The organism is Spiroplasma endosymbiont of Apeira syringaria, from assembly GCF_964020205.1.
Taxonomy (GTDB): Bacteria; Bacillota_I; Bacilli_A; order Mycoplasmatales; family VBWQ01; genus Spiroplasma_E; species Spiroplasma_E ixodetis_A.
Genome location: NZ_OZ026543.1, coordinates 174,392 through 192,958, shown reverse-complemented (window position 1 = coordinate 192,958; position 18,567 = coordinate 174,392). Strand labels below are relative to the sequence as shown.

Below are 18,567 nucleotides of genomic sequence, written 5' to 3'. Positions count from 1 at the left end.
TTTTTATAAAATTGTACAACGTTTTGAACAACATTTACTTTTTTTGATATTTTGTTTATTGTTTTTTATTTTTTTATCTTCTACTACTTCATTTAAATTTATATGTTCTCATACTTCTTCATTATAAGTGATTGATTGTCTAACTCCATTTATATTATCTACATATCATGTTGTTGTATTATTTTTAGATGTTTTCATATTAAATTACTCCTTTTTTCCTTGATTTTACTTATAAATTGTACTATTTTTGATTATTTTTACAAGTATGCTTTTAAATGCAAAATAACGCCTAAATTAAAGGCGTTTATTTTGTAATACCTATACTATTAATTATATTGAAATTGTTTATTATATTTTAAATATGAAAGTGGTTTTTTTAAATAATTTTTTATTTTAGTTAAAATTACACTTATATATTTATATAATATATGCAGTAAATTATTTTTTTAAATTATTTACAATAAATTTAGATTTTTTTAAAATAGTTAGGAGAAGTAAATGTGAATTTTAATTATAAATGAAATTTTAGAGAACAAAGTGCAAAAATTGATAATTTAATTTTAGAACATATAACAAAGAAATGAGAAAAATGAGATTGAAGAATAAAAAATACAAGAGATAAAAAGAAATATAAAATTGTTGACTATCAATATCGAACAAGAAAAACATTATATGGAATGGTAACATATAAAAGAAGAATTTATGAATATTTTAATGAAGAATTACAAGAATGAATTCGTGTTTGTTTAGTTGATGAAATACTACAATTACCTAAATATAAAAGAATTGGTGAAGATATTGAAGATACTATTATTGAAAATTTTGCAGATGGAAAAAGATATCGTGATATTTGTGTTATTTGTAAAAAAGCAGGCATTAGTGTTAGTAGTGTTCATAGAGTTTTTAAAAATTTTGAAATAGTTGAAGCAAATCCAGTAAAAGTAAAATTAGAAAAAAATCAACCTATTTTTGTAGCAATTGATGATGGTCATCGAAAATTTTGAAATTTTAAACGTAAAGGTACAAAACATTCTATGCGATTAATAGTAACATATACAGATAATATTAATCACAAAGTACAAAATAAAAGAGTAAAAGCAATTATTAGACCAACAAAAACAAAAATTGGAGTTAAAAAAACTGCTGAATTTGTTAAAGAACATTGTCAAAAATTTTACGAAAACATTGAACAAGCAAAAATTATTATTTGTGGTGATAGTGCAGGATGAATTAAAGAAGTTGCTGATTATTTAAGTACACAGTTTGTTTTAGATAAATTCCATTTAATTAGAACATTATATCTTGGTATAATGGCTGGAAATAAAGGAAAATATTTAAAAGAATATAATTATTGCAAAAATTTAATTAATAATGGTCAATATGAAAAATTAATTGAATATTTATATAAAGAATTAGATAATCATAAAAAATTAAAGAAAAAATATTTTAAAAATAATAAACAAGGTATTGAAAATCAAAGTGCAAAATGAAATATTGGTTGTTATACTGAAACAAATATTTGACATGTTTTAAAAGAAATGCTTGGTAATAGAACATATAATATTTTAATTTATATTAAAATGGTTATTTTTAAATGTAATAAGATAAATACAGAAATACAATTATTATAGATTAAAATTGAATTTTTTTTTAAAAAATCAAAATAAAATAAAACTTATTAAATGTGTTTTAATAAGAATTTTTGTTGTGTATAAATATTAAATTTATTTTTTAATTTTTTAGTAATTTTTAAAAATAAGTATTTTAGTTGCATTTAAGTTAAAAAAATTATATTATTTAAATACAATTTCATAAAAATCCAAATTATTTCTTGTCTGAAATATAATAAGACTATGGAATGGCAACCCTTTTTAGGACTATTTTTTGGTAGACATTTGTTTTTGATAATTAACTGGAGTTAAGTAGTTTAAAGTGCCGTGAATTCTTATGTTGTTATATCAATTGATGTAATCAAATAATTCTAATTTTAATTGGATTAATGATGTAAAATTTTTATCATTAATAAATTCGGTTTTGAAAGTTTTAAAGGTTGCTTCAGCAACAGCGTTATCATAAGGACAACATTTTTTGCTTAAAGAGCGATTAATATTGAATGCTAGTAAAAGTTTATCAATAATTTTATTATTAAATTAATTACCGCGATCACTATGAAATATTTGAATATCTTTTAAACAGCGATTTGAGTGCATAAATGCTTGATATACTAATGATGCATCTTTTTTAGTAACTACACTATGTCCAATTATTTCGCGGTTAAATAGGTCAATTAATAAACAAATATAGTTTCACTTACCATTTACTTGAACATAAGTTAAATCACTAACAATAACTTCATTTTTAACTCTATTATTAAAGTTTCTATTAACAAGATTGGTTATTTGACTATCATTGACTTTATTATGATAATTTTTGAATGATAATTTAGTGTATTTTGATATTAAATTATGTTTATTCATAATTTCTTTAATTTTTCGTCTTGATAAATAAATTTCTTGGTTTTCTAGAATTACTTTTAATCTTCTAGTACCATAAACTTCTTTATTTTTTTTAAAAGCACTAATAACAGCTTGTTCATAAATATTATTTTGAATTTTATTTTTTTTCTTTAAATTAAAATAATATGTTGATTTAGAGATTTTTAAAAAATGACACATTGTGCGAATTTTATATTTAGATTTATTATTTGCAATAATCTCTACTTTCTGCCTATTATTAGTGCTGCTTGCTTTAAAATATCATTTTCCATTCTTAATTGTTTTAATTCTTTTCTTAATTTAATTAATTCATTTTCTTCAACAGAACGATTATCTTTAGTTTTAAAACTACCTGAATTAGTAAATTGCTTAATTCAATTGTAAGTAGCTGCTCTTGTAACATTATATTCTTTAACAAGGCAAGATACTGATTTGCCACTTTGATATAAAGCTACTATTTGTTTTTTAAATTCATCGGTATATGAGTTAATATTGTCCATAATTATAGTTCCTTTCTTTGTTCACTTGTCTATGTAATTAGTGTCCAATAAAGTGTAACCCATCCACTATATAGATTTAATTTATTCCGGATTTTTGACAATCTCCCATTATATTATAACACTTTTAGTATTAATTTTATTATCGTTTAAATCATTTGTAAATTTATTTCTATGTTTAATATTATTTAGATGTATATAAAAAAAATCAGTATTAATAAGTAAATACTGGAGGCTTTTTAATAATCTGTGTATCTTTGTTTTACAAAGTTACTAATTTAGATTAATTCTCTCTTCAAATTTTATCATAAAATGAGCAATTGCTGTATTTCAATTTTGAATAGGCAATGTTCATTTTTTTGTTATATTTTCAATTGCCAAGTAAAATATTTTGAAAACTGCCATATCATTAGGAAAAACTTTTTTATTTCTGATGATTTTTCGTAATTGACTATTAACAGATTCAATAGCATTTGTAGTATAAATCACTCTTTTGATTTCTACTGGATAACTAATAAAAACCATTAAATTATCTCAATTTTTATATCAATATTTAGTAATTTGAGGATATTGTTTATTTCATTTACTTTCAAACGATTCTAAAGCTTGCATTGCTTGTTCTTCACTACATGCACTATAAATTGGTTTTAAATCTGCAACTAGACCTTTTCGATGTTTGTATGAAACATATTTTAAACTATTTCTAATTTGATGAACAATGCATAATTGATGTTCTGTTTTAGGATAAACTGATTGTATTGCTTCTGACATGCCTGTTAAATTATCACTACAAGCAATAAGAATATCATTTAAGCCACGATTTTTCATTTCTGTGAAATTAGATAATCAAAACTTAGAACATTCATTTTCACTAATTCATAATCCTAAAACATCTTTTTTGCCTTCTAAATCAACTCCTAATGCTATATAAACTGATTTGTTAATAATCCGTTTATCTTGTCGTACTTTAACTACTATACAATCAAAATAAACAATAGGATAAATACTTTCTAATGGTCGATTTTGTCATGCTTTAACATCATCAATAACATCATCAGTAATTTGACTAATAACACTTTCACTAATATCAGCACCATGATATAACTCTTGCAACTGCATTCTAATTTCAGATAATGTCATTCCTTTTGCATACAAGGAAAGAACTTGTTGATCAAAACCATCAAATCTTATTTGCCTTTTAGGAACTATTACAGGAGTAAAATTACTATTGCGATCTCTTGGTACATCAATTTCAATTTTACCTTGTTGAGTTATTAATTTTTTTGAACTTGTACCATTACGAGCATTTTCAGTAGTACTATGTTGATTTTTTTCATATCCTAAATAATTTTGCATTTCAGAATTCAACATTTTTTCAACTAATCTTTTTGTTAATTCTTTATATAAACCGCCAGGTTTAAAAACTGTTGTTAAATCTTCAGTATTTTCTAGTAATAAATCTACTGCTTTTGATATTGGATGATTATTATTAAAGTTATCTTTTTTAGCCATCTGTAACTCACTCTTTCTAGTCATTTAATTATATTTACTAGAATTAATTAAACATAGTTATTTTTGTAAGTTACACAGATTACTAAACATTTCCAAATACTGATTTAATATTAGTTATCTTTTAGTGATAGTGCTGTTAATAATTTATTGTATGTAGCAACATCTTGTTTTTTAAAGTATTTTAAGAAGCGTTTTCTGCTTGCTACCATTTTTAACAAACTTCGTTTTGCAGTAATATCTTTTTTTTGTACTTGTAGATGGGCTGTTAATTCTAAAATTCTTTTTGTTAAATTAATAATTTGAACTGCAGAAGAACCAGTATCTTTGGCATTTAAGCTAAATTTTTTAATCAATTCATCTTGTTTAATTTGTTCCATATTTGACAACTCTCCTTTAAATATAATTCGGCTTAAGCAAAGCTAATATCGGAGAGAATATTAACAATGTTAAGTCAACACGGTTATAATAATACATTAATTTTAAACATAAAACAAGCATTTTTTCAAAAAATATTTTTATTAATTTTGTATAAAGAGATGATTTTTTATTTTTTTTCTTCATTTGCGTTTTTATTTTTTTTATCAAAAATAGTCACTTTACGTTCAGTATGATTAAGAATTCTTTTACAATTATCTCAATGACGAATAATAATTAATATTCAAATTAGAGCCATAATTATATTAACAATATAGTATTGAGTGTCTTGTTGGGAAAGAAAAGCATGCAGTGGCATATTCGGTATTCATGATAAGATAAAAGCAAGTATCATCATTAACATTGAAGATAAAGATGACATTCTACTTAAATATAAAATAAATCATCAACTAGCAATTGTGATAACGCAATAAATAGGATTAATCATTAATAGTACTCCTAATGAAGATGCAGCTCCTTTACCACCACGAAAACCATAAAATAGTGGTCAACAGTGACCAATAATTGCAGCAAGACCAGTTGGATAAATATATGCTTGTTTAAACATTGTTTCATAATTAGGATTAGTAATATTGATAAAGGTTAAACCGTATGCAATTAAAATAGGAATAGCGGGCTTAAAACCGTCAATAATTAAAATAATAGCTCCTCATTTACCACCCATAACTCGTGTTGAATTAGTAGCACCAGCATTTTTAGAGTAATAATCTCTAACATCGGTTTTAAATTTTATTTTACTAATAATAATTGAAGGTGAGATTGAGCCAATTAAATAACCAATGATAATAAAAATAAAAGTTCCTAATAGATTAATATTTTCCATTTTTTCTCCATTCTTGTGCAAGTATTATGTTAATAAAAATTTTATTTTTTGGAAGTTAAATTGTTCTTTTTATCTTTATTATTATAATATAAATTATAAATTATTAATGTTAATAATATGATATTAATAACTGTGCCAAAGGCATTTGCTGCTAGTAAGGGAATGTTTTTAATTAAACTAGCATAAATTATGAATGAAGTTAATACTATTTGATATATGCTATAAGAAATTAACGATAAACCTTTTGTGTTTTTAGTTTTAATTAGTTTAATAGTTTGTGGTAAAAAGGCAACCGAAATAAAAAAGGCACCTATATATCCAATAATATCAATTGCAATATTAGACATTTTTTTCCTCCTTATTTTTTTGTTTAATTAAATTGTTAACAATAATCCCAATTATTATGAAATTTAGTATAGCAGTAATAGTTTGACAAGTAATCATGGGAATATCATTACGAAGTATGCCAAATATTAAAAAAGTAAGACCTCCCAGTTGATAGATACTATATGAAAAAATAGAAAGACCTGAAGTATTTATTGTTTTAATTAGGGCTTTTCTCCCTTTATGTACTATTTTAATTTTATCACATAAATGCTGATAAAAGCCTATTTTAAATAATAAAAAATGTGTTTTGCTAAACACATCATTAATTTATTTTTCTTCTTCTTTAATGAAACATTTTTTACATAAAGATTTCCCTTCTTTTGTATCAAGAATGTCAAAAGGTTCAAACATCATTTCGCAATCAAAACATTTTACGGTTTTTGTTAAAGGTTCATCATCAGTTTTTTTGTTTTTTTTATTGAATCATTTCATTATATCCTTCCTTTCTAAATATATTAAATAAGTGTGTTAATGACACACTTATTTAATATATTTATTTAGCACAATCTTTACACAAACATTTACCATCTGCTGCTTTAGTACATTCAGATGAACTTTTCATTTTCCCACAACAATCACATTTTTTTTGATCTTTTGCTTCTCCGGTTTTATCCCTTTTTTTAAATGGTCACATGTATATAAATTCCTTTCCTCATATCATAATTACTCTACTCAATTATAACAAATTTTATTATTTTCTATGGTATTAACTATTTTTAAAACTTTTTTGTTAAATTTTGATTAATTATTTTTTTCTATTTTAAGAATATTATTTTTGATTTCTTCAATTTCTTCAATATCAGTTATTCTATTAAATAAGTGAAAAAGCATATAGTTTAATTCTTTTGGTTTATGAAAGTGTTTTTTAAAAACGGACTTCTCCCCACATGTACTTGTGGAGGGAATAATGAAACTGAATGAATTCAAAAATGCTTTTCAAACTGAACAGCAATGTCTTGCATATATAGCAAATTTGAAAGAAAACAAATGTATTAGGTGTTTTAGTTTTAATTTGAATACTTCTGATTTAAAAAGAATGAGATGTTTAAAATGTAATCAAACATTTAGCATTCTCAAAGGCACCATATTTTCAAGGTCACAAACATCTTTAACATCTTGGTTTTATCTTATCTTTAGATGAATAAACACCAAACATGGAATTCCATCAACAGATATTGCAAAAGAATTGGGAGTGACTTTGAAAACTGCTTGAAGAATGACTCATAAAATCAGAACACGTATTGCAAAACAAAAACCTCAATTTATTGTTGAAGGTACAGTGCAAATTGATGAAATGTATCTTTCACATATGGGTTTTAAAAAACAAGGAAGATCCTTGGTGAATAAAACCTTGATTGTTGGCATTTATCAAAAAACAACCAATAATTTAATTGTGAAAGTATTGAAAAACGCAAAGAGTAAAAATATTTTGCAGTTTGCAAAAAACCACATTTCTTCAAAATGTCTTGTATATACTGATTCTTGAAAAGGATATTGCGATTTTAAATCAGTTTTCACTAAGCATGAAACAGTTAACCATCAAGATGGCTATGTTTCAAAAATTGGTGTAAATACCAACCAAATTGAATCAGTTTGAAAACATATAAGAAGAACATTTAAAACACATATCAAAGTTGCAAAACATCATGTTCATTTATATGCTAAAGAAGCTGCATATAAATTCAACAAGATACCTAGTTTTGAAACTGTAATTCTATGTTTGATTTAAAAATGTGGGGAGAAGTCCGTAGATAGGATTTTCTCAGCATTTATGTGATAAAATTAAAATAGTACATAAAGGGAGAAAAGCCTTTAAAAAATATTATTGTTTCATCAATAGTTGCCATTAGCATTACTGCTTGTTTGGTGTTAATGCTATTATTTTGTAATGGTATTAGTACAAGATGTTTTCAACTGACTAACAAACATGTAGTCTTCTAAAGATTTTTCTTTTTGTGTATAATAGAAAATTTGAAAAGCACTAATTTTAGCACCAATTGTTTTAATAGCATTTTTTACTGCTGTAACTTGTGAATTAAGCATATTTTTGATTAATAAGGTAATAAAGATGGTAATTGTTCCAATTGGTAAAATAATTGATAAAATTAAGTCTAAGTTAACATTAAACTTTTGAGCAAATATTGATTTTAATAAAGTATAACCATTTTGGAATAAAATAACAGATAAAAATAAAGCAAAGTTTGGTGTTTTTCATCATTTATGCATAATTAATATTTCTGTTTTAATTTTTAAAATATATCAAAAGAAATAAGAAGTTAATACCAAGATAATACCATAAATTAATACAATGATAGTTGTTAGAAAATTGAAAAAACTAAAAACAATAGCTAAATTAACTGTAAAACCTAGATACATTTTAATATCATAAATTGGATAATCATTTGCAAATTGAGTTGTTAAACCATATTTTCTTTGAAATGCTCGACGACGATAAAGTTTAATGATTATAATAATATAAAAAAGTAAAGCAATTAAAGCGATTAAAATTGTAATAAAGATATATGAATAAGCAGTATTAATACTATTTAAACGTTGTGTTCATGCACTTCCTCAGTCACTTATTGGTGCATCATCATGTTGAGTAAAAATAAATGACATTAATGAAAAATCAATTAATGGATAATAAATAGCCATTAATTTTTTATAGAAAGGAGTTTTGTCACTTTCTTGTTTTGCGTTAGCAATTTGTTCTAGTAGTTCTTTAACATTATTTTCTTTATCAATTCTTGTTCTTTCATTTAAAAATAAGACTAATGCAGTAATTAGTAATGTAATAAATATTAGGCTTTTCTCCCTTTATGTACTATTTTAATTTTATCACATAAATGCTGAGAAAAGCCTATCTACGGACTTCTCCCCACATTTTTAAATCAAACATAGAATTACAGTTTCAAAACTAGGTATCTTGTTGAATTTATATGCAGCTTCTTTAGCATATAAATGAACATGATGTTTTGCAACTTTGATATGTGTTTTAAATGTTCTTCTTATATGTTTTCAAACTGATTCAATTTGGTTGGTATTTACACCAATTTTTGAAACATAGCCATCTTGATGGTTAACTGTTTCATGCTTAGTGAAAACTGATTTAAAATCGCAATATCCTTTTCAAGAATCAGTATATACAAGACATTTTGAAGAAATGTGGTTTTTTGCAAACTGCAAAAGATTTTTACTCTTTGCGTTTTTCAATACTTTCACAATTAAATTATTGGTTGTTTTTTGATAAATGCCAACAATCAAGGTTTTATTCACCAAGGATCTTCCTTGTTTTTTAAAACCCATATGTGAAAGATACATTTCATCAATTTGCACTGTACCTTCAACAATAAATTGAGGTTTTTGTTTTGCAATACGTGTTCTGATTTTATGAGTCATTCTTCAAGCAGTTTTCAAAGTCACTCCCAATTCTTTTGCAATATCTGTTGATGGAATTCCATGTTTGGTGTTTATTCATCTAAAGATAAGATAAAACCAAGATGTTAAAGATGTTTGTGACCTTGAAAATATGGTGCCTGTGAGAATGCTAAATGTTTGATTACATTTTAAACATTTCATTCTTTTTAAATCAGAAGTATTCAAATTAAAACTAAAACACCTAATACATTTGTTTTCTTTCAAATTTGCTATATATGCAAGACATTGCTGTTCAGTTTGAAAAGCATTTTTGAATTCATTCAGTTTCATTATTCCCTCCACAAGTACATGTGGGGAGAAGTCCGAAATATTATTCAAAAAAATAATAAAACAAAATATTGCCCTCCCAAAAAATTATGCGGTCGTAATTTTTTAAATTGAATTTTTTGTACTTCCAAAATTTATTCCCTCCCCCAAAAAAAATATTTTTTAAAATCGCTTACTTAAATTATAGCACTAATTAAAAATTCACTTATTAATTGGTAAAATTTACTAATTGTTAAATTAAATTTAAAAATTAATTATATAATTAATTTAAAATATTGCTGAATTATACTTGTAAGTGCAAGTAAATAAAATTGCAAAAAAATTCTCATATAAAAATTTCATAATGCTAAATTTATTTTATAAAAAAAGTAAGGAGTTTTTATATGAGTTATAAACATCTTGGCGTAGATGAAAGAATTTATATTGAGAATCAATTGAAATTTAAAGTTAAAATTAGTGAAATAGCTAAAAATCTTAATCGAAATATTAGTACTATTATTCGAGAAATTAATAGAAATCAAGATAATAGTAATTATTTTTCATTGATTGCACAAAATAAAGCTGAAAATAGAAAACAATCACATATTTTTTTTCATAAGTTTAAAAATAAAGATTTAGTAAAATATGTGCAACAAAAACTATTATTAGGCTGATCACCTGAACAAATTTATGGCAGAATTAAAAATTTTCATAAACAATGAGTTATTAGTTTTAAAACAATTTACAATTGAATTTATTCTGGATTGCTTGATCAAGTTACTAGTAAAAATTTAAGAAGAAAAGGCAAAAAACGCAAATCTCAAGAAAATCGTGGCAAATTCAATAGCAAATCAATTAAAGAAAGAGATCTTAATATTAATGATCGTATAACACTTGGTCATTGAGAAGGAGATACTATAGTATCATCACGAGGCAAAAGTAAAAAATGTTTAATAACTTTAGTTGAAAGAGTATCACGATTTACTTTAGCAATATTAGTTAAAAACAGAACTACTAAAGTTATTAACAAAAATATTAGCCATTATTTATCAATTCTTCCTAAAAATATTGTTAAAACCATTACTTTTGATCGTGGTAAAGAATTTTCAAATTGACAACAACTTGAAAAAAATTTAGATGTGAAAATTTATTTTGCAAATCCATATTCACCTTGACAAAGAGGTACTAATGAAAATACTAATGGTTTAATTAGAGAAAAATTTCCTAAAAAATTTAATTTTTCAAAAACTTGTAAAAATGAAGTTCATAAATTTATATTGTCTTTAAACCAAAGACCAAGAAAAATACTAAATTATCTTTCACCGATAGAATATTTGGATAGAAAAATAATTTAGTTGCACTTACCTTTACAATTTAGCGAACAAGCATTTTTGATTAGAAAAAAAGTTTTTGTTAATGAGCAAAAGGTTCCTTTTGAAGAAGAAATTGATCAATTTGAAGATGTATCGATTCACTTTTTAGTTTTTGATGATCATAATAAACCAATAGCTACTAGTAGAATGCGAAAAGTTGAAGATATTGTAAAGATTGAAAGAGTGTGTATATTGCAAGAATATCGTAAATTGGGTATTGGTAAAAAATTAATGGAATTTATGGAAAAAGTTGCAATTAAAAATCAATTTAAAGTTATATCTCTTTATGCCCAAATTCAAGCACTAAATTTTTATAAAAATTTGGGTTATAAAGTTTGTTCTGAAATATTTTTGGACGCTGGTATTAAACATTGTAAAATGGAGAAAAAAATATATAATGAAGGTAAATTTTAAAAAATAATATTTTAAATACATTGTTTTTAAAAAAACAATGAAAGGAAAAGAATATGTTGGAGTGAGTTAGAGAAATATTTGGAATAAATATAAATATTAATAACAAAGAAGCAAAAATGATAGATGCTATTAAAAATAAAAAGTTAGATGTAGTTAATAAAATATTAAAATATGATATTAATATTGATTATATTGATAGAACTGGTTATACGCCTTTAATGTGGGCCGCTGAAAAAGGTTATCTAGAAATAGTTAATGTTTTATTAGAACATAATGCTAATATTAATTACATATCTGTAAATGGTAATACTGCTTTAATCTTAGCTGCTAAAAAAAAATATACAAAAATAGTTAATGTTTTATTAGAACATAATGCTAATGTTAGTTGTGAGGATCAATTTGGTAATACTGCTTTAATTTTAAGTACTGAAAATGGAAATTTGGAAATAGTTAAAACTTTATTAACACTTAATGTTAATGTTAATCATGAAAATCGATATGGCGAAACTGCTTTGTTAGTGGCTGCTAAAAATGGATATACAGAAATAGTTAATGATTTACTAGCAAATGGCGCTAATATTAATCATGTCTCTATAAATGGTAATACTGCTTTAATATTAGCAATTAAATCTAATTATTTAGAAATAGCTAATGCCTTATTAACAAATTATCCTAATGTTAATAGAAAAAATATGTTTGGTTATACGCCTTTAATGTGGGCTGCGAGGAATGGTCATTTAGAAATAGTCAGAACTTTATTAGAATTGGGAGCTAATGTTAATTGTATAAATGAAAATGGTGATACGCCTTTAATGTGGGCTGCGAGGAATGGTCATTTAGAAGTAGTTAATTTGTTATTAAATAAAGGTGCAAATGTTTATTCTATAACAAAAATTTGTGGTTATACTGCTTTAATTGCTGCAGCTGGTAGAGGTCATTTAGATGTAGTTAATACTTTAATCAAAAATGGCGCTAATGTTAATCATGTAACTATTGATGGTTTGAGTGCTTTAATGTGAGCTGCTGAAAAAGGTCATTTAGAAATAGTTAATAATTTAATCAAAAATGGCGCTAATGTTAATCATGAAAATATAATTGAAGAAACCGCTTTAATTGTTGCTGCTAAAAATGGACATTTGGATATAGTTAAAACTTTATTAGCACATAATGCTAATATTGATGATGTAGATGTAAATGGCAATACTGCTTTATTATTTGCAACCAAATATAATCATTGACAGATAAAAAAGATAATTATTGAAGTAAATAGTTTAAAAAGAGAAAATTTATTAAATGTTAAAAAAATGATAAATAAAATGAATATTATTTTTATTAAAAATAAAGAAAGAATTTATTCAAAAAAAATAGAAAGAAAATTTATTAAAATATTGCAAAATTATGAAGATTATATTAATAAAAAAACCAAAAATATTGATGGACAACTAAATCTTTTTTTTAAAAAAGAATTTATTAATAGTCTAAAATTTGAAGAGGAAAATTATTCATTATTGCATATAGCAGTATTAAATGATTGACAAAAATTAGTAACTTATTTAGTAACAAAATTACCGGTTGATATTGATTATAAAGATAGTTCGGGGAATTCGGCATGAAATCATGCTTGTATGTTACTAAAAAAAGAAAATGCTTTAGCAATTAAATCAAAAGTTCAAATAAATGAAGAAGATAAAATATTTTTAGAAAAAAATATTGATTTATTATCAAGAAAAGAATCTTGTTTTATTAAACTTTTAAATAAAAAAGATAAAAATGCTAATAAAAATAGATTTAACATTATAAATTATTATTATGATGTAGATGAAGTTGCTATTGATGCTTTTGATTATTTTAAAAATAACATAAATTTAATTGAAGATGATAATACTTTTTTAACAATTAATAATAAAAAAACTTTACAAATATAAAGGTAATTTTCATTTAATTATACAGATTAAATTTTAAGTAAACACTCAAATCATAATAAAATAATAATTAATGTAATATAACAAAAATTATATATAATAGGTATAGTAAAAAAGATTTAAAGATTGAGGAGAAAAATATGAATATTATAAAATCGGTATTAAGATTAATGTCGGCAGTTGCTTTAACTACAGTTAGCACAAGCTCAGTTATTTCATGTGATAATCAAGATTTCGAAGAAAATTTATTAAATGCAAAAGTTTCACAAGGTTTAAAATTGACTAATGCTACTGGTGAAGGATTATTAATGCCTACTATTAATATTGATGAAAATGATAAATCATAAGTAACTTGAAAAATCAATACAACTAATATTAAGGTAATAAATTTGATTAAAAATGATAAAAAAGCTAAAGATGAAGAAAGTTTTCAATTTTTAAAAAATGTTTTAAATATTAAAATTGATAGTGGCACAAAATTAGAAGATGCTATTTTTAATAAAACAGAATTAAATAATGTAACTACTATTATTTCAAATATTAATGTTGATTTAAATCCAGTAACACAGAAAAATGATTTTTATATTGTAAAAGGTTCATATAATATAATGTTTACAAATGGTGTTACAAAAACTGATAAATATAAAGTAGTTACAAAAACAAGTCCAAATGGAGTAATTAATCATGATATTTTTCCAATTAAAAAACAGATTTTAATAGTAATTTTCAAAGTGAATTTAAAGTAGGCCAATCAGTAAGTAAATTTCAAATTAAGAGTGATTTGACTTCAATGTTAGATAATTCTAAAGATAATGTTAAAACAATCTTTGGAATCCAAAAAGGCTTTTCTCCCTTTATGTAATATTTTAATTTTATCACATAAATGCTGAGAAAAGCCTTATTTTAATAAAATATATCAAAAAAATAAAAAATAGTTTTTAAAACTATTTTTTATTTAATATAACAGGAATAATTAAAGGGTTTCTTCTTTTCTTTTTAAATATATAAGGTGCTAATGTTGATTTGATAGCATTTTTTATTGTGGCAAAAGTAGGTCTTTCGCTTTTTAATACTTCATTAATAGATTTTGTTAATAATGATATTGCTTCAGATACTAAAGGTGCTGCATCGCGAACATAGAAAGAACCGCGAGAAATAAACGTTGGTGGTGCTAATAATTTATTATTTTGTGAATCAATAGAAACAACAATTGCAATTAAACCATCTTTAGAAAGAATTTGTCTATCACGGACTACTGCAGCAGTTGTTACTCCTGACATATCTTTACCACCATCAACATAAATAGGATCAGCAGCAATGCGTTTATCACTTAAAGAACATTTACCATTATCCATAATAATTGGATCACCGTTAGCACAAATAAATATATTTTCTTCAGGGATTCCAATTGATACAGCTGTTTCTTTATGAACTTTTAACATTCTATAATCACCATGCATTGGCATAAAGTATGATGGTTTAATTAAATTTAACATTAGTTTTTGTTCTTCTTGTGAAGCATGACCAGAAGTATGTAATCAATTTAATGGTGAATTTTCTTCAACAATCGCACTAAGTCGTGTTAGTTTATTAACTACTCTTTCAACGTCAGCACGGTTACCAGGAATTGCCGATGAAGAGAATATTACTGTATCACCGGGTATAATTTTTATTTGACGATGTTCGCGATTAGCAATTCTTGATAATGCTGCCATTGGTTCACCTTGGGAACCCGTACAAATAATAACAATTTGATTATTATCATATTTTTTAGCTTCTTCTGCTTTAATAAATGAACTATCGCGAACTTTTAAATGTCCCATTTGACGAATAACATTAACTATTCTTTCTAAACTTCTTCCAACAACAATAACTTTTCTATTATGTTTTGTTGCAACTTCAATAATTTGTTGTAAACGGTGTACATTAGAAGCAAAAGTAGAAATTAAAATTCTGCCCTTCGCTTTAGCAAATATTTCACTAATTCTTTTAACAACAAGCATTTCTGTCATTGTATAACCGGGTACTTCAGCATTGGTTGAATCTGCTAAAAATAATGTTACTCCTTTTTGACCCATTTGTGCCATTTTATCAATATCTGCTTTATGACCTAAAGGTGTTCAATCGAATTTATAATCACCTGTTGTTACAACAGTTCCATTTGAATTTTCTACACAAATTCCATATGCATCAGGAATTGAATGATTAACAGCAAAGAAACTAATAATAAATCTGTTAGTTTTAATTTTACTATTACCATCAACAATATTTATTTTTATTTTTGATTTTATCCCTTTGTCTTTAATTTTATGACGAATTAAAGCTGCTGCTAAATTAGGAGCGTAGATAGCCGGAATATCACTAATTTCTTTTAATAAGTATGGTATACCACCAATATGATCTTCATGACCATGAGTAATAAATATTCCTTTAATTTTATGTTTATTTTCTTTTAGGTAGCTATAATCAGGAATTACTGCTTCAATTCCTGGCATAGAAGCATCAGCAAATTTTACTCCAGCATCAATAATAATAATTTCATTATCTTGTTCAATTACATAAGTATTTTTTCCAACTTCTTCTAGCCCACCAAGCGCAAAGATTTTCGTGACGAACTTTTTAACTGGTATAGTATTTTTTGTCGATTTATCACTCATATTTTTTCTCCTTCATTCATTTTAAAATTATAAGAAAATAACATAAAACATAACATAAAAAAATGTAATGAATTTAATCATGTTTTTACTTATTACTTATTTGGTATATTATATTTAACCATAATAAAACAATTTAAAAACTTAAGTTTATCATTCTAGTTTATATCATAATCCATTTATCATCATTAAGTCAAGGATTATCCTTATTAATGTGATGATAAAAGAGTTTTCCTTCTAAATGGTCTTGCTCATGTTGAAAAACAATTGCTTCATAACCTCTAACAGTTAAAGTTACTTTTTTCTTTTTTAAATAGTCATAACCTGTAACGTTGATTTTATAACTACGTGGAACTAAACCTTCATGAGGGTGATTAGTTACACTTAAACAACCTTCACCTTTTTTTAAATAAGCTATTTGTTCGCTTTTACCAATGATTTTTGGATTTATTAATGCATGTTCATAGTAAATAATCTTTTCATTTTTATCAGGAATTGGTAATAAAATATAATACATTTTTATATTTTCTCCAATTTGTGGTGCAGCAATACCAATAGCTTCGGTTAAAATGTTGTTAGCATTAAATTCTTTATCTTGTGATGCTTTTACTCAATCAATCATACGTTTCATAATATTTTCATCTTTAGGTGTTAAGGGTAAAATAACATCAGCACAAGGTTTTAATAAACTAGCTTTTGTATCTTCAGTAATTAAAGATGCTGATGGTACTTCGTTTTGTAATTTGTTTAACATTGCAGATCCTTTCATCAGTTTGTAATAAATAATAAATTAAACTAATTTGCTTTTATCAAATTTAATGATAAAGTTATTATAAACTAAATTTTGGAGAAAACATGAAAATTATTGCTGGAAAATTAAAAGGAAAAAAAATAATTACTTTAGATGGTTTATCAACACGGCCAACATTAAATCGAATTAAAGAAAATATTTTTAATATTATGTTAAATTATTGTAGTTTTGAAGATAAAATTGTTGTTGATTTATTTGCTGGAAGTGGTAATTTAATTCTTGAAAGTTTATCACGAGGGGCAAAATTTGCTTTTGCAAATGATATTAACAAAGCTGCTTGTAATATTATTAATCAAAATTGTTTTGCTTGTAATTTACAAGAACAAGTTAAATTAAGTAATTTGGATTATCAAATTTTTAGTAAAACACTAGTACAACAGTGTGATATTGTTTTTATTGATCCACCGTTTGTAAATATTACTTGTCAACAGTGAATTATTGATTTCTTTTATAAAAATAATTTACTTGCTAATAATGCTTTAATTGTTTTAGAAACAAATGTACCACTTGAAAATTTACAATTAAATTTCCATTTTAAAGTAGTATCTAATAAAAAATACGGTAAAATATATATTAAAATAATTCAATTTTATGAAAAGTAGAAAGTAGAATCTAAATGGCACAAAAAAAAGGAAAATTAATTATTCTTTCTGGACCAAGTGGTGTTGGTAAGGGTGCAATTATTGCTAAATTATTTGCTGATAAATCATTAAATTTAGCATATTCAGTTTCGATGACAACAAGAAAACCACGTAATAAAGAACAAGATGGCATTAATTATTTTTTTGTTGATGTATCAACTTTTTTAAATCATGTTAAAGGTAATGATTTTTTAGAATATACAAATTTTATTGGTAATTACTATGGTACTAGTAAGAGTTATGTTTTAAATTTGCAAAATCAAGGTTATAATGTTATTTTAGAAATTGAGGTTGATGGTGCTAGTCAAGTTTTAAAAAATTATGAACATCGCAATGATATTATGAGTATTTTTATTATGCCTCCTTCTTATCAAGAATTAGAACAAAGAATTCGTATGCGTGCTAGTGAGTCAGAAGCAATTATTGAGAAAAGGTTAAATAAAGCAAAAGAAGAATTTAAAGTTCAACATGAATATGATTATATTATTATTAACGATGACTTAGATATTGCTGTTAAAGAAATAACAGATATTATTAAAAATAATATTAATTAGTTTTTGATTTGATAGTTTAGAATTAAATATTAAAAACATTTAACGATGTTAATTTGTATAAAAATATAATGGTATAGAAAACTATATTACAATAATTTTATAAACTTAATATCAAGTTTATTTTAAATCCTATTTCTTTAATTTTAAAGCAATAGGTTTTTTGTAAACTTTTTAAATGTTAAAAATGTTTTTTATGATTTTTTTGTAATTTTGGTAACCAGAATCAGCCAAAATTTGTATTTTTGGATTAATAAAAAGTAAAAATTATAAGTAGTGCTAAAAGAAAAAAAGTGTTGAAATAAGTTTTGGTATTAAAAATTATTAAAAACTAATAAGTGTTACAATTAAACAAAGGGGGAAGTATA

The 18,567-nt window shown here is 24.2% G+C and carries 24 protein-coding genes and 1 pseudogene; 12 read left to right on the top strand and 13 right to left on the bottom strand.

Translation table 4 applies throughout. The annotated features are described in order from the left end of the window. Window positions 1-3: 3 nt before the first annotated feature. Entirely contained in the window at window positions 4-198 is a 195-nt protein-coding gene (locus AACL02_RS01185) for a hypothetical protein (protein ID WP_339041801.1), read from the bottom strand. Between the two features lie 302 nt (window positions 199-500). Here AACL02_RS01185 and AACL02_RS01180 point away from each other — a divergent pair, with 302 nt between their 5' ends. Next, window positions 501-1,631, top strand: coding sequence for an Mbov_0401 family ICE element transposase-like protein (locus AACL02_RS01180; RefSeq protein WP_339042264.1), 1,131 nt, complete (start codon window positions 501-503; stop codon window positions 1,629-1,631). 246 nt (window positions 1,632-1,877) lie between these two features. Here AACL02_RS01180 and AACL02_RS01175 read toward each other — a convergent pair. The 8 genes and pseudogenes from AACL02_RS01175 to AACL02_RS01140 form a co-directional block, all read right to left on the bottom strand. After that, a pseudogene (locus AACL02_RS01175) lies at window positions 1,878-2,995 on the bottom strand (IS3 family transposase). A 270-nt stretch (window positions 2,996-3,265) separates the two neighbouring features. Beyond that, entirely contained in the window at window positions 3,266-4,504 is a 1,239-nt protein-coding gene (locus tag AACL02_RS01170; protein WP_339043469.1) for an IS256 family transposase, read from the bottom strand. Between the two features lie 110 nt (window positions 4,505-4,614). Continuing rightward, window positions 4,615-4,881 (bottom strand): 30S ribosomal protein S15, encoded by a 267-nt coding sequence (gene rpsO / locus AACL02_RS01165; RefSeq protein ID WP_339042262.1) that lies wholly within the window; start codon window positions 4,879-4,881, stop codon window positions 4,615-4,617. A 167-nt stretch (window positions 4,882-5,048) separates the two neighbouring features. Next, window positions 5,049-5,762: a glycerol-3-phosphate 1-O-acyltransferase PlsY gene (plsY, locus tag AACL02_RS01160; RefSeq protein ID WP_339042260.1), complete on the bottom strand. Its 714-nt coding sequence runs from the start codon at window positions 5,760-5,762 to the stop codon at window positions 5,049-5,051. A 41-nt stretch (window positions 5,763-5,803) separates the two neighbouring features. After that, window positions 5,804-6,109, bottom strand: a complete 306-nt coding sequence (locus AACL02_RS01155; RefSeq protein ID WP_339042258.1) for a SemiSWEET family sugar transporter — start codon at window positions 6,107-6,109, stop codon at window positions 5,804-5,806. Window positions 6,110-6,416: 307 nt separating this feature from the next. Continuing rightward, window positions 6,417-6,581, bottom strand: coding sequence for a hypothetical protein (locus AACL02_RS01150; protein WP_281748104.1), 165 nt, complete (start codon window positions 6,579-6,581; stop codon window positions 6,417-6,419). A gap of 61 nt (window positions 6,582-6,642) precedes the next feature. Continuing rightward, complete coding sequence (locus tag AACL02_RS01145) at window positions 6,643-6,783, bottom strand: hypothetical protein (RefSeq protein ID WP_339042256.1); 141 nt, start codon at window positions 6,781-6,783, stop codon at window positions 6,643-6,645. A 202-nt stretch (window positions 6,784-6,985) separates the two neighbouring features. Next, complete coding sequence (locus AACL02_RS01140) at window positions 6,986-7,111, bottom strand: hypothetical protein (protein ID WP_339042254.1); 126 nt, start codon at window positions 7,109-7,111, stop codon at window positions 6,986-6,988. On the opposite strand from AACL02_RS01140, the gene AACL02_RS01135 reads away from it, so the two are divergent. Then, window positions 7,057-7,878 (top strand): IS1595 family transposase, encoded by an 822-nt coding sequence (locus AACL02_RS01135; protein WP_339042252.1) that lies wholly within the window; start codon window positions 7,057-7,059, stop codon window positions 7,876-7,878. The genes AACL02_RS01140 and AACL02_RS01135 overlap by 55 nt on opposite strands. A gap of 149 nt (window positions 7,879-8,027) precedes the next feature. On the opposite strand, the gene AACL02_RS01130 is transcribed toward AACL02_RS01135, so the two are convergent. Next, complete coding sequence (locus tag AACL02_RS01130) at window positions 8,028-8,804, bottom strand: hypothetical protein (RefSeq protein ID WP_339042251.1); 777 nt, start codon at window positions 8,802-8,804, stop codon at window positions 8,028-8,030. A 22-nt stretch (window positions 8,805-8,826) separates the two neighbouring features. Between AACL02_RS01130 and AACL02_RS01125 the strand changes: the two genes are divergently transcribed. Then, complete coding sequence (locus AACL02_RS01125; protein ID WP_339042250.1) at window positions 8,827-8,982, top strand: hypothetical protein; 156 nt, start codon at window positions 8,827-8,829, stop codon at window positions 8,980-8,982. A 53-nt stretch (window positions 8,983-9,035) separates the two neighbouring features. Here AACL02_RS01125 and AACL02_RS01120 read toward each other — a convergent pair whose 3' ends face one another. Then, window positions 9,036-9,851, bottom strand: a complete 816-nt coding sequence (locus AACL02_RS01120) for an IS1595 family transposase (protein ID WP_339043467.1) — start codon at window positions 9,849-9,851, stop codon at window positions 9,036-9,038. Window positions 9,852-9,875: 24 nt separating this feature from the next. Here AACL02_RS01120 and AACL02_RS01115 point away from each other — a divergent pair, with 24 nt between their 5' ends. The 7 genes from AACL02_RS01115 (at window position 9,876) to AACL02_RS01085 (ending at window position 14,477) form a co-directional block, all read left to right on the top strand. Beyond that, window positions 9,876-10,034 carry a hypothetical protein gene (locus AACL02_RS01115; RefSeq protein ID WP_339042249.1) on the top strand — a complete coding sequence of 53 codons (159 nt, stop codon included), beginning with the start codon at window positions 9,876-9,878 and terminating at the stop codon, window positions 10,032-10,034. Between the two features lie 203 nt (window positions 10,035-10,237). After that, on the top strand, window positions 10,238-11,188 hold the full coding sequence (locus AACL02_RS01110; RefSeq protein ID WP_339040235.1) for an IS30 family transposase: 951 nt from the start codon (window positions 10,238-10,240) through the stop codon (window positions 11,186-11,188). Window positions 11,189-11,224: 36 nt separating this feature from the next. Then, on the top strand, window positions 11,225-11,620 hold the full coding sequence (locus AACL02_RS01105) for a GNAT family N-acetyltransferase (RefSeq protein ID WP_339042247.1): 396 nt from the start codon (window positions 11,225-11,227) through the stop codon (window positions 11,618-11,620). A 20-nt stretch (window positions 11,621-11,640) separates the two neighbouring features. After that, entirely contained in the window at window positions 11,641-13,545 is a 1,905-nt protein-coding gene (locus tag AACL02_RS01100) for an ankyrin repeat domain-containing protein (protein WP_339042245.1), read from the top strand. A 137-nt stretch (window positions 13,546-13,682) separates the two neighbouring features. After that, entirely contained in the window at window positions 13,683-13,889 is a 207-nt protein-coding gene (locus AACL02_RS01095) for a hypothetical protein (RefSeq protein WP_339042243.1), read from the top strand. 42 nt (window positions 13,890-13,931) lie between these two features. Next, window positions 13,932-14,288 carry a hypothetical protein gene (locus AACL02_RS01090; protein ID WP_339042241.1) on the top strand — a complete coding sequence of 119 codons (357 nt, stop codon included), beginning with the start codon at window positions 13,932-13,934 and terminating at the stop codon, window positions 14,286-14,288. A gap of 66 nt (window positions 14,289-14,354) precedes the next feature. Beyond that, window positions 14,355-14,477 (top strand): hypothetical protein, encoded by a 123-nt coding sequence (locus AACL02_RS01085; protein ID WP_339042239.1) that lies wholly within the window; start codon window positions 14,355-14,357, stop codon window positions 14,475-14,477. Window positions 14,478-14,486: 9 nt separating this feature from the next. Here the strand turns inward: AACL02_RS01085 and AACL02_RS01080 are convergent, their stop codons facing one another. Beyond that, on the bottom strand, window positions 14,487-16,199 hold the full coding sequence (locus AACL02_RS01080) for a ribonuclease J (RefSeq protein WP_339042237.1): 1,713 nt from the start codon (window positions 16,197-16,199) through the stop codon (window positions 14,487-14,489). Between the two features lie 160 nt (window positions 16,200-16,359). Then, the gene (gene def, locus AACL02_RS01075; RefSeq protein WP_339042235.1) at window positions 16,360-16,965 is read right to left on the bottom strand and encodes a peptide deformylase; all 606 of its coding nucleotides are present in this window, start codon (window positions 16,963-16,965) and stop codon (window positions 16,360-16,362) included. A gap of 86 nt (window positions 16,966-17,051) precedes the next feature. Here def and AACL02_RS01070 point away from each other — a divergent pair, with 86 nt between their 5' ends. Both AACL02_RS01070 and gmk read left to right on the top strand, forming a co-directional pair. Then, complete coding sequence (locus tag AACL02_RS01070; RefSeq protein WP_338976230.1) at window positions 17,052-17,609, top strand: RsmD family RNA methyltransferase; 558 nt, start codon at window positions 17,052-17,054, stop codon at window positions 17,607-17,609. Between the two features lie 14 nt (window positions 17,610-17,623). Next, a complete protein-coding gene (gmk, locus tag AACL02_RS01065; RefSeq protein WP_339042233.1) occupies window positions 17,624-18,202 on the top strand; it encodes a guanylate kinase in 579 nt (192 codons plus the stop codon). The last annotated feature ends 365 nt before the right edge of the window (window positions 18,203-18,567 follow it).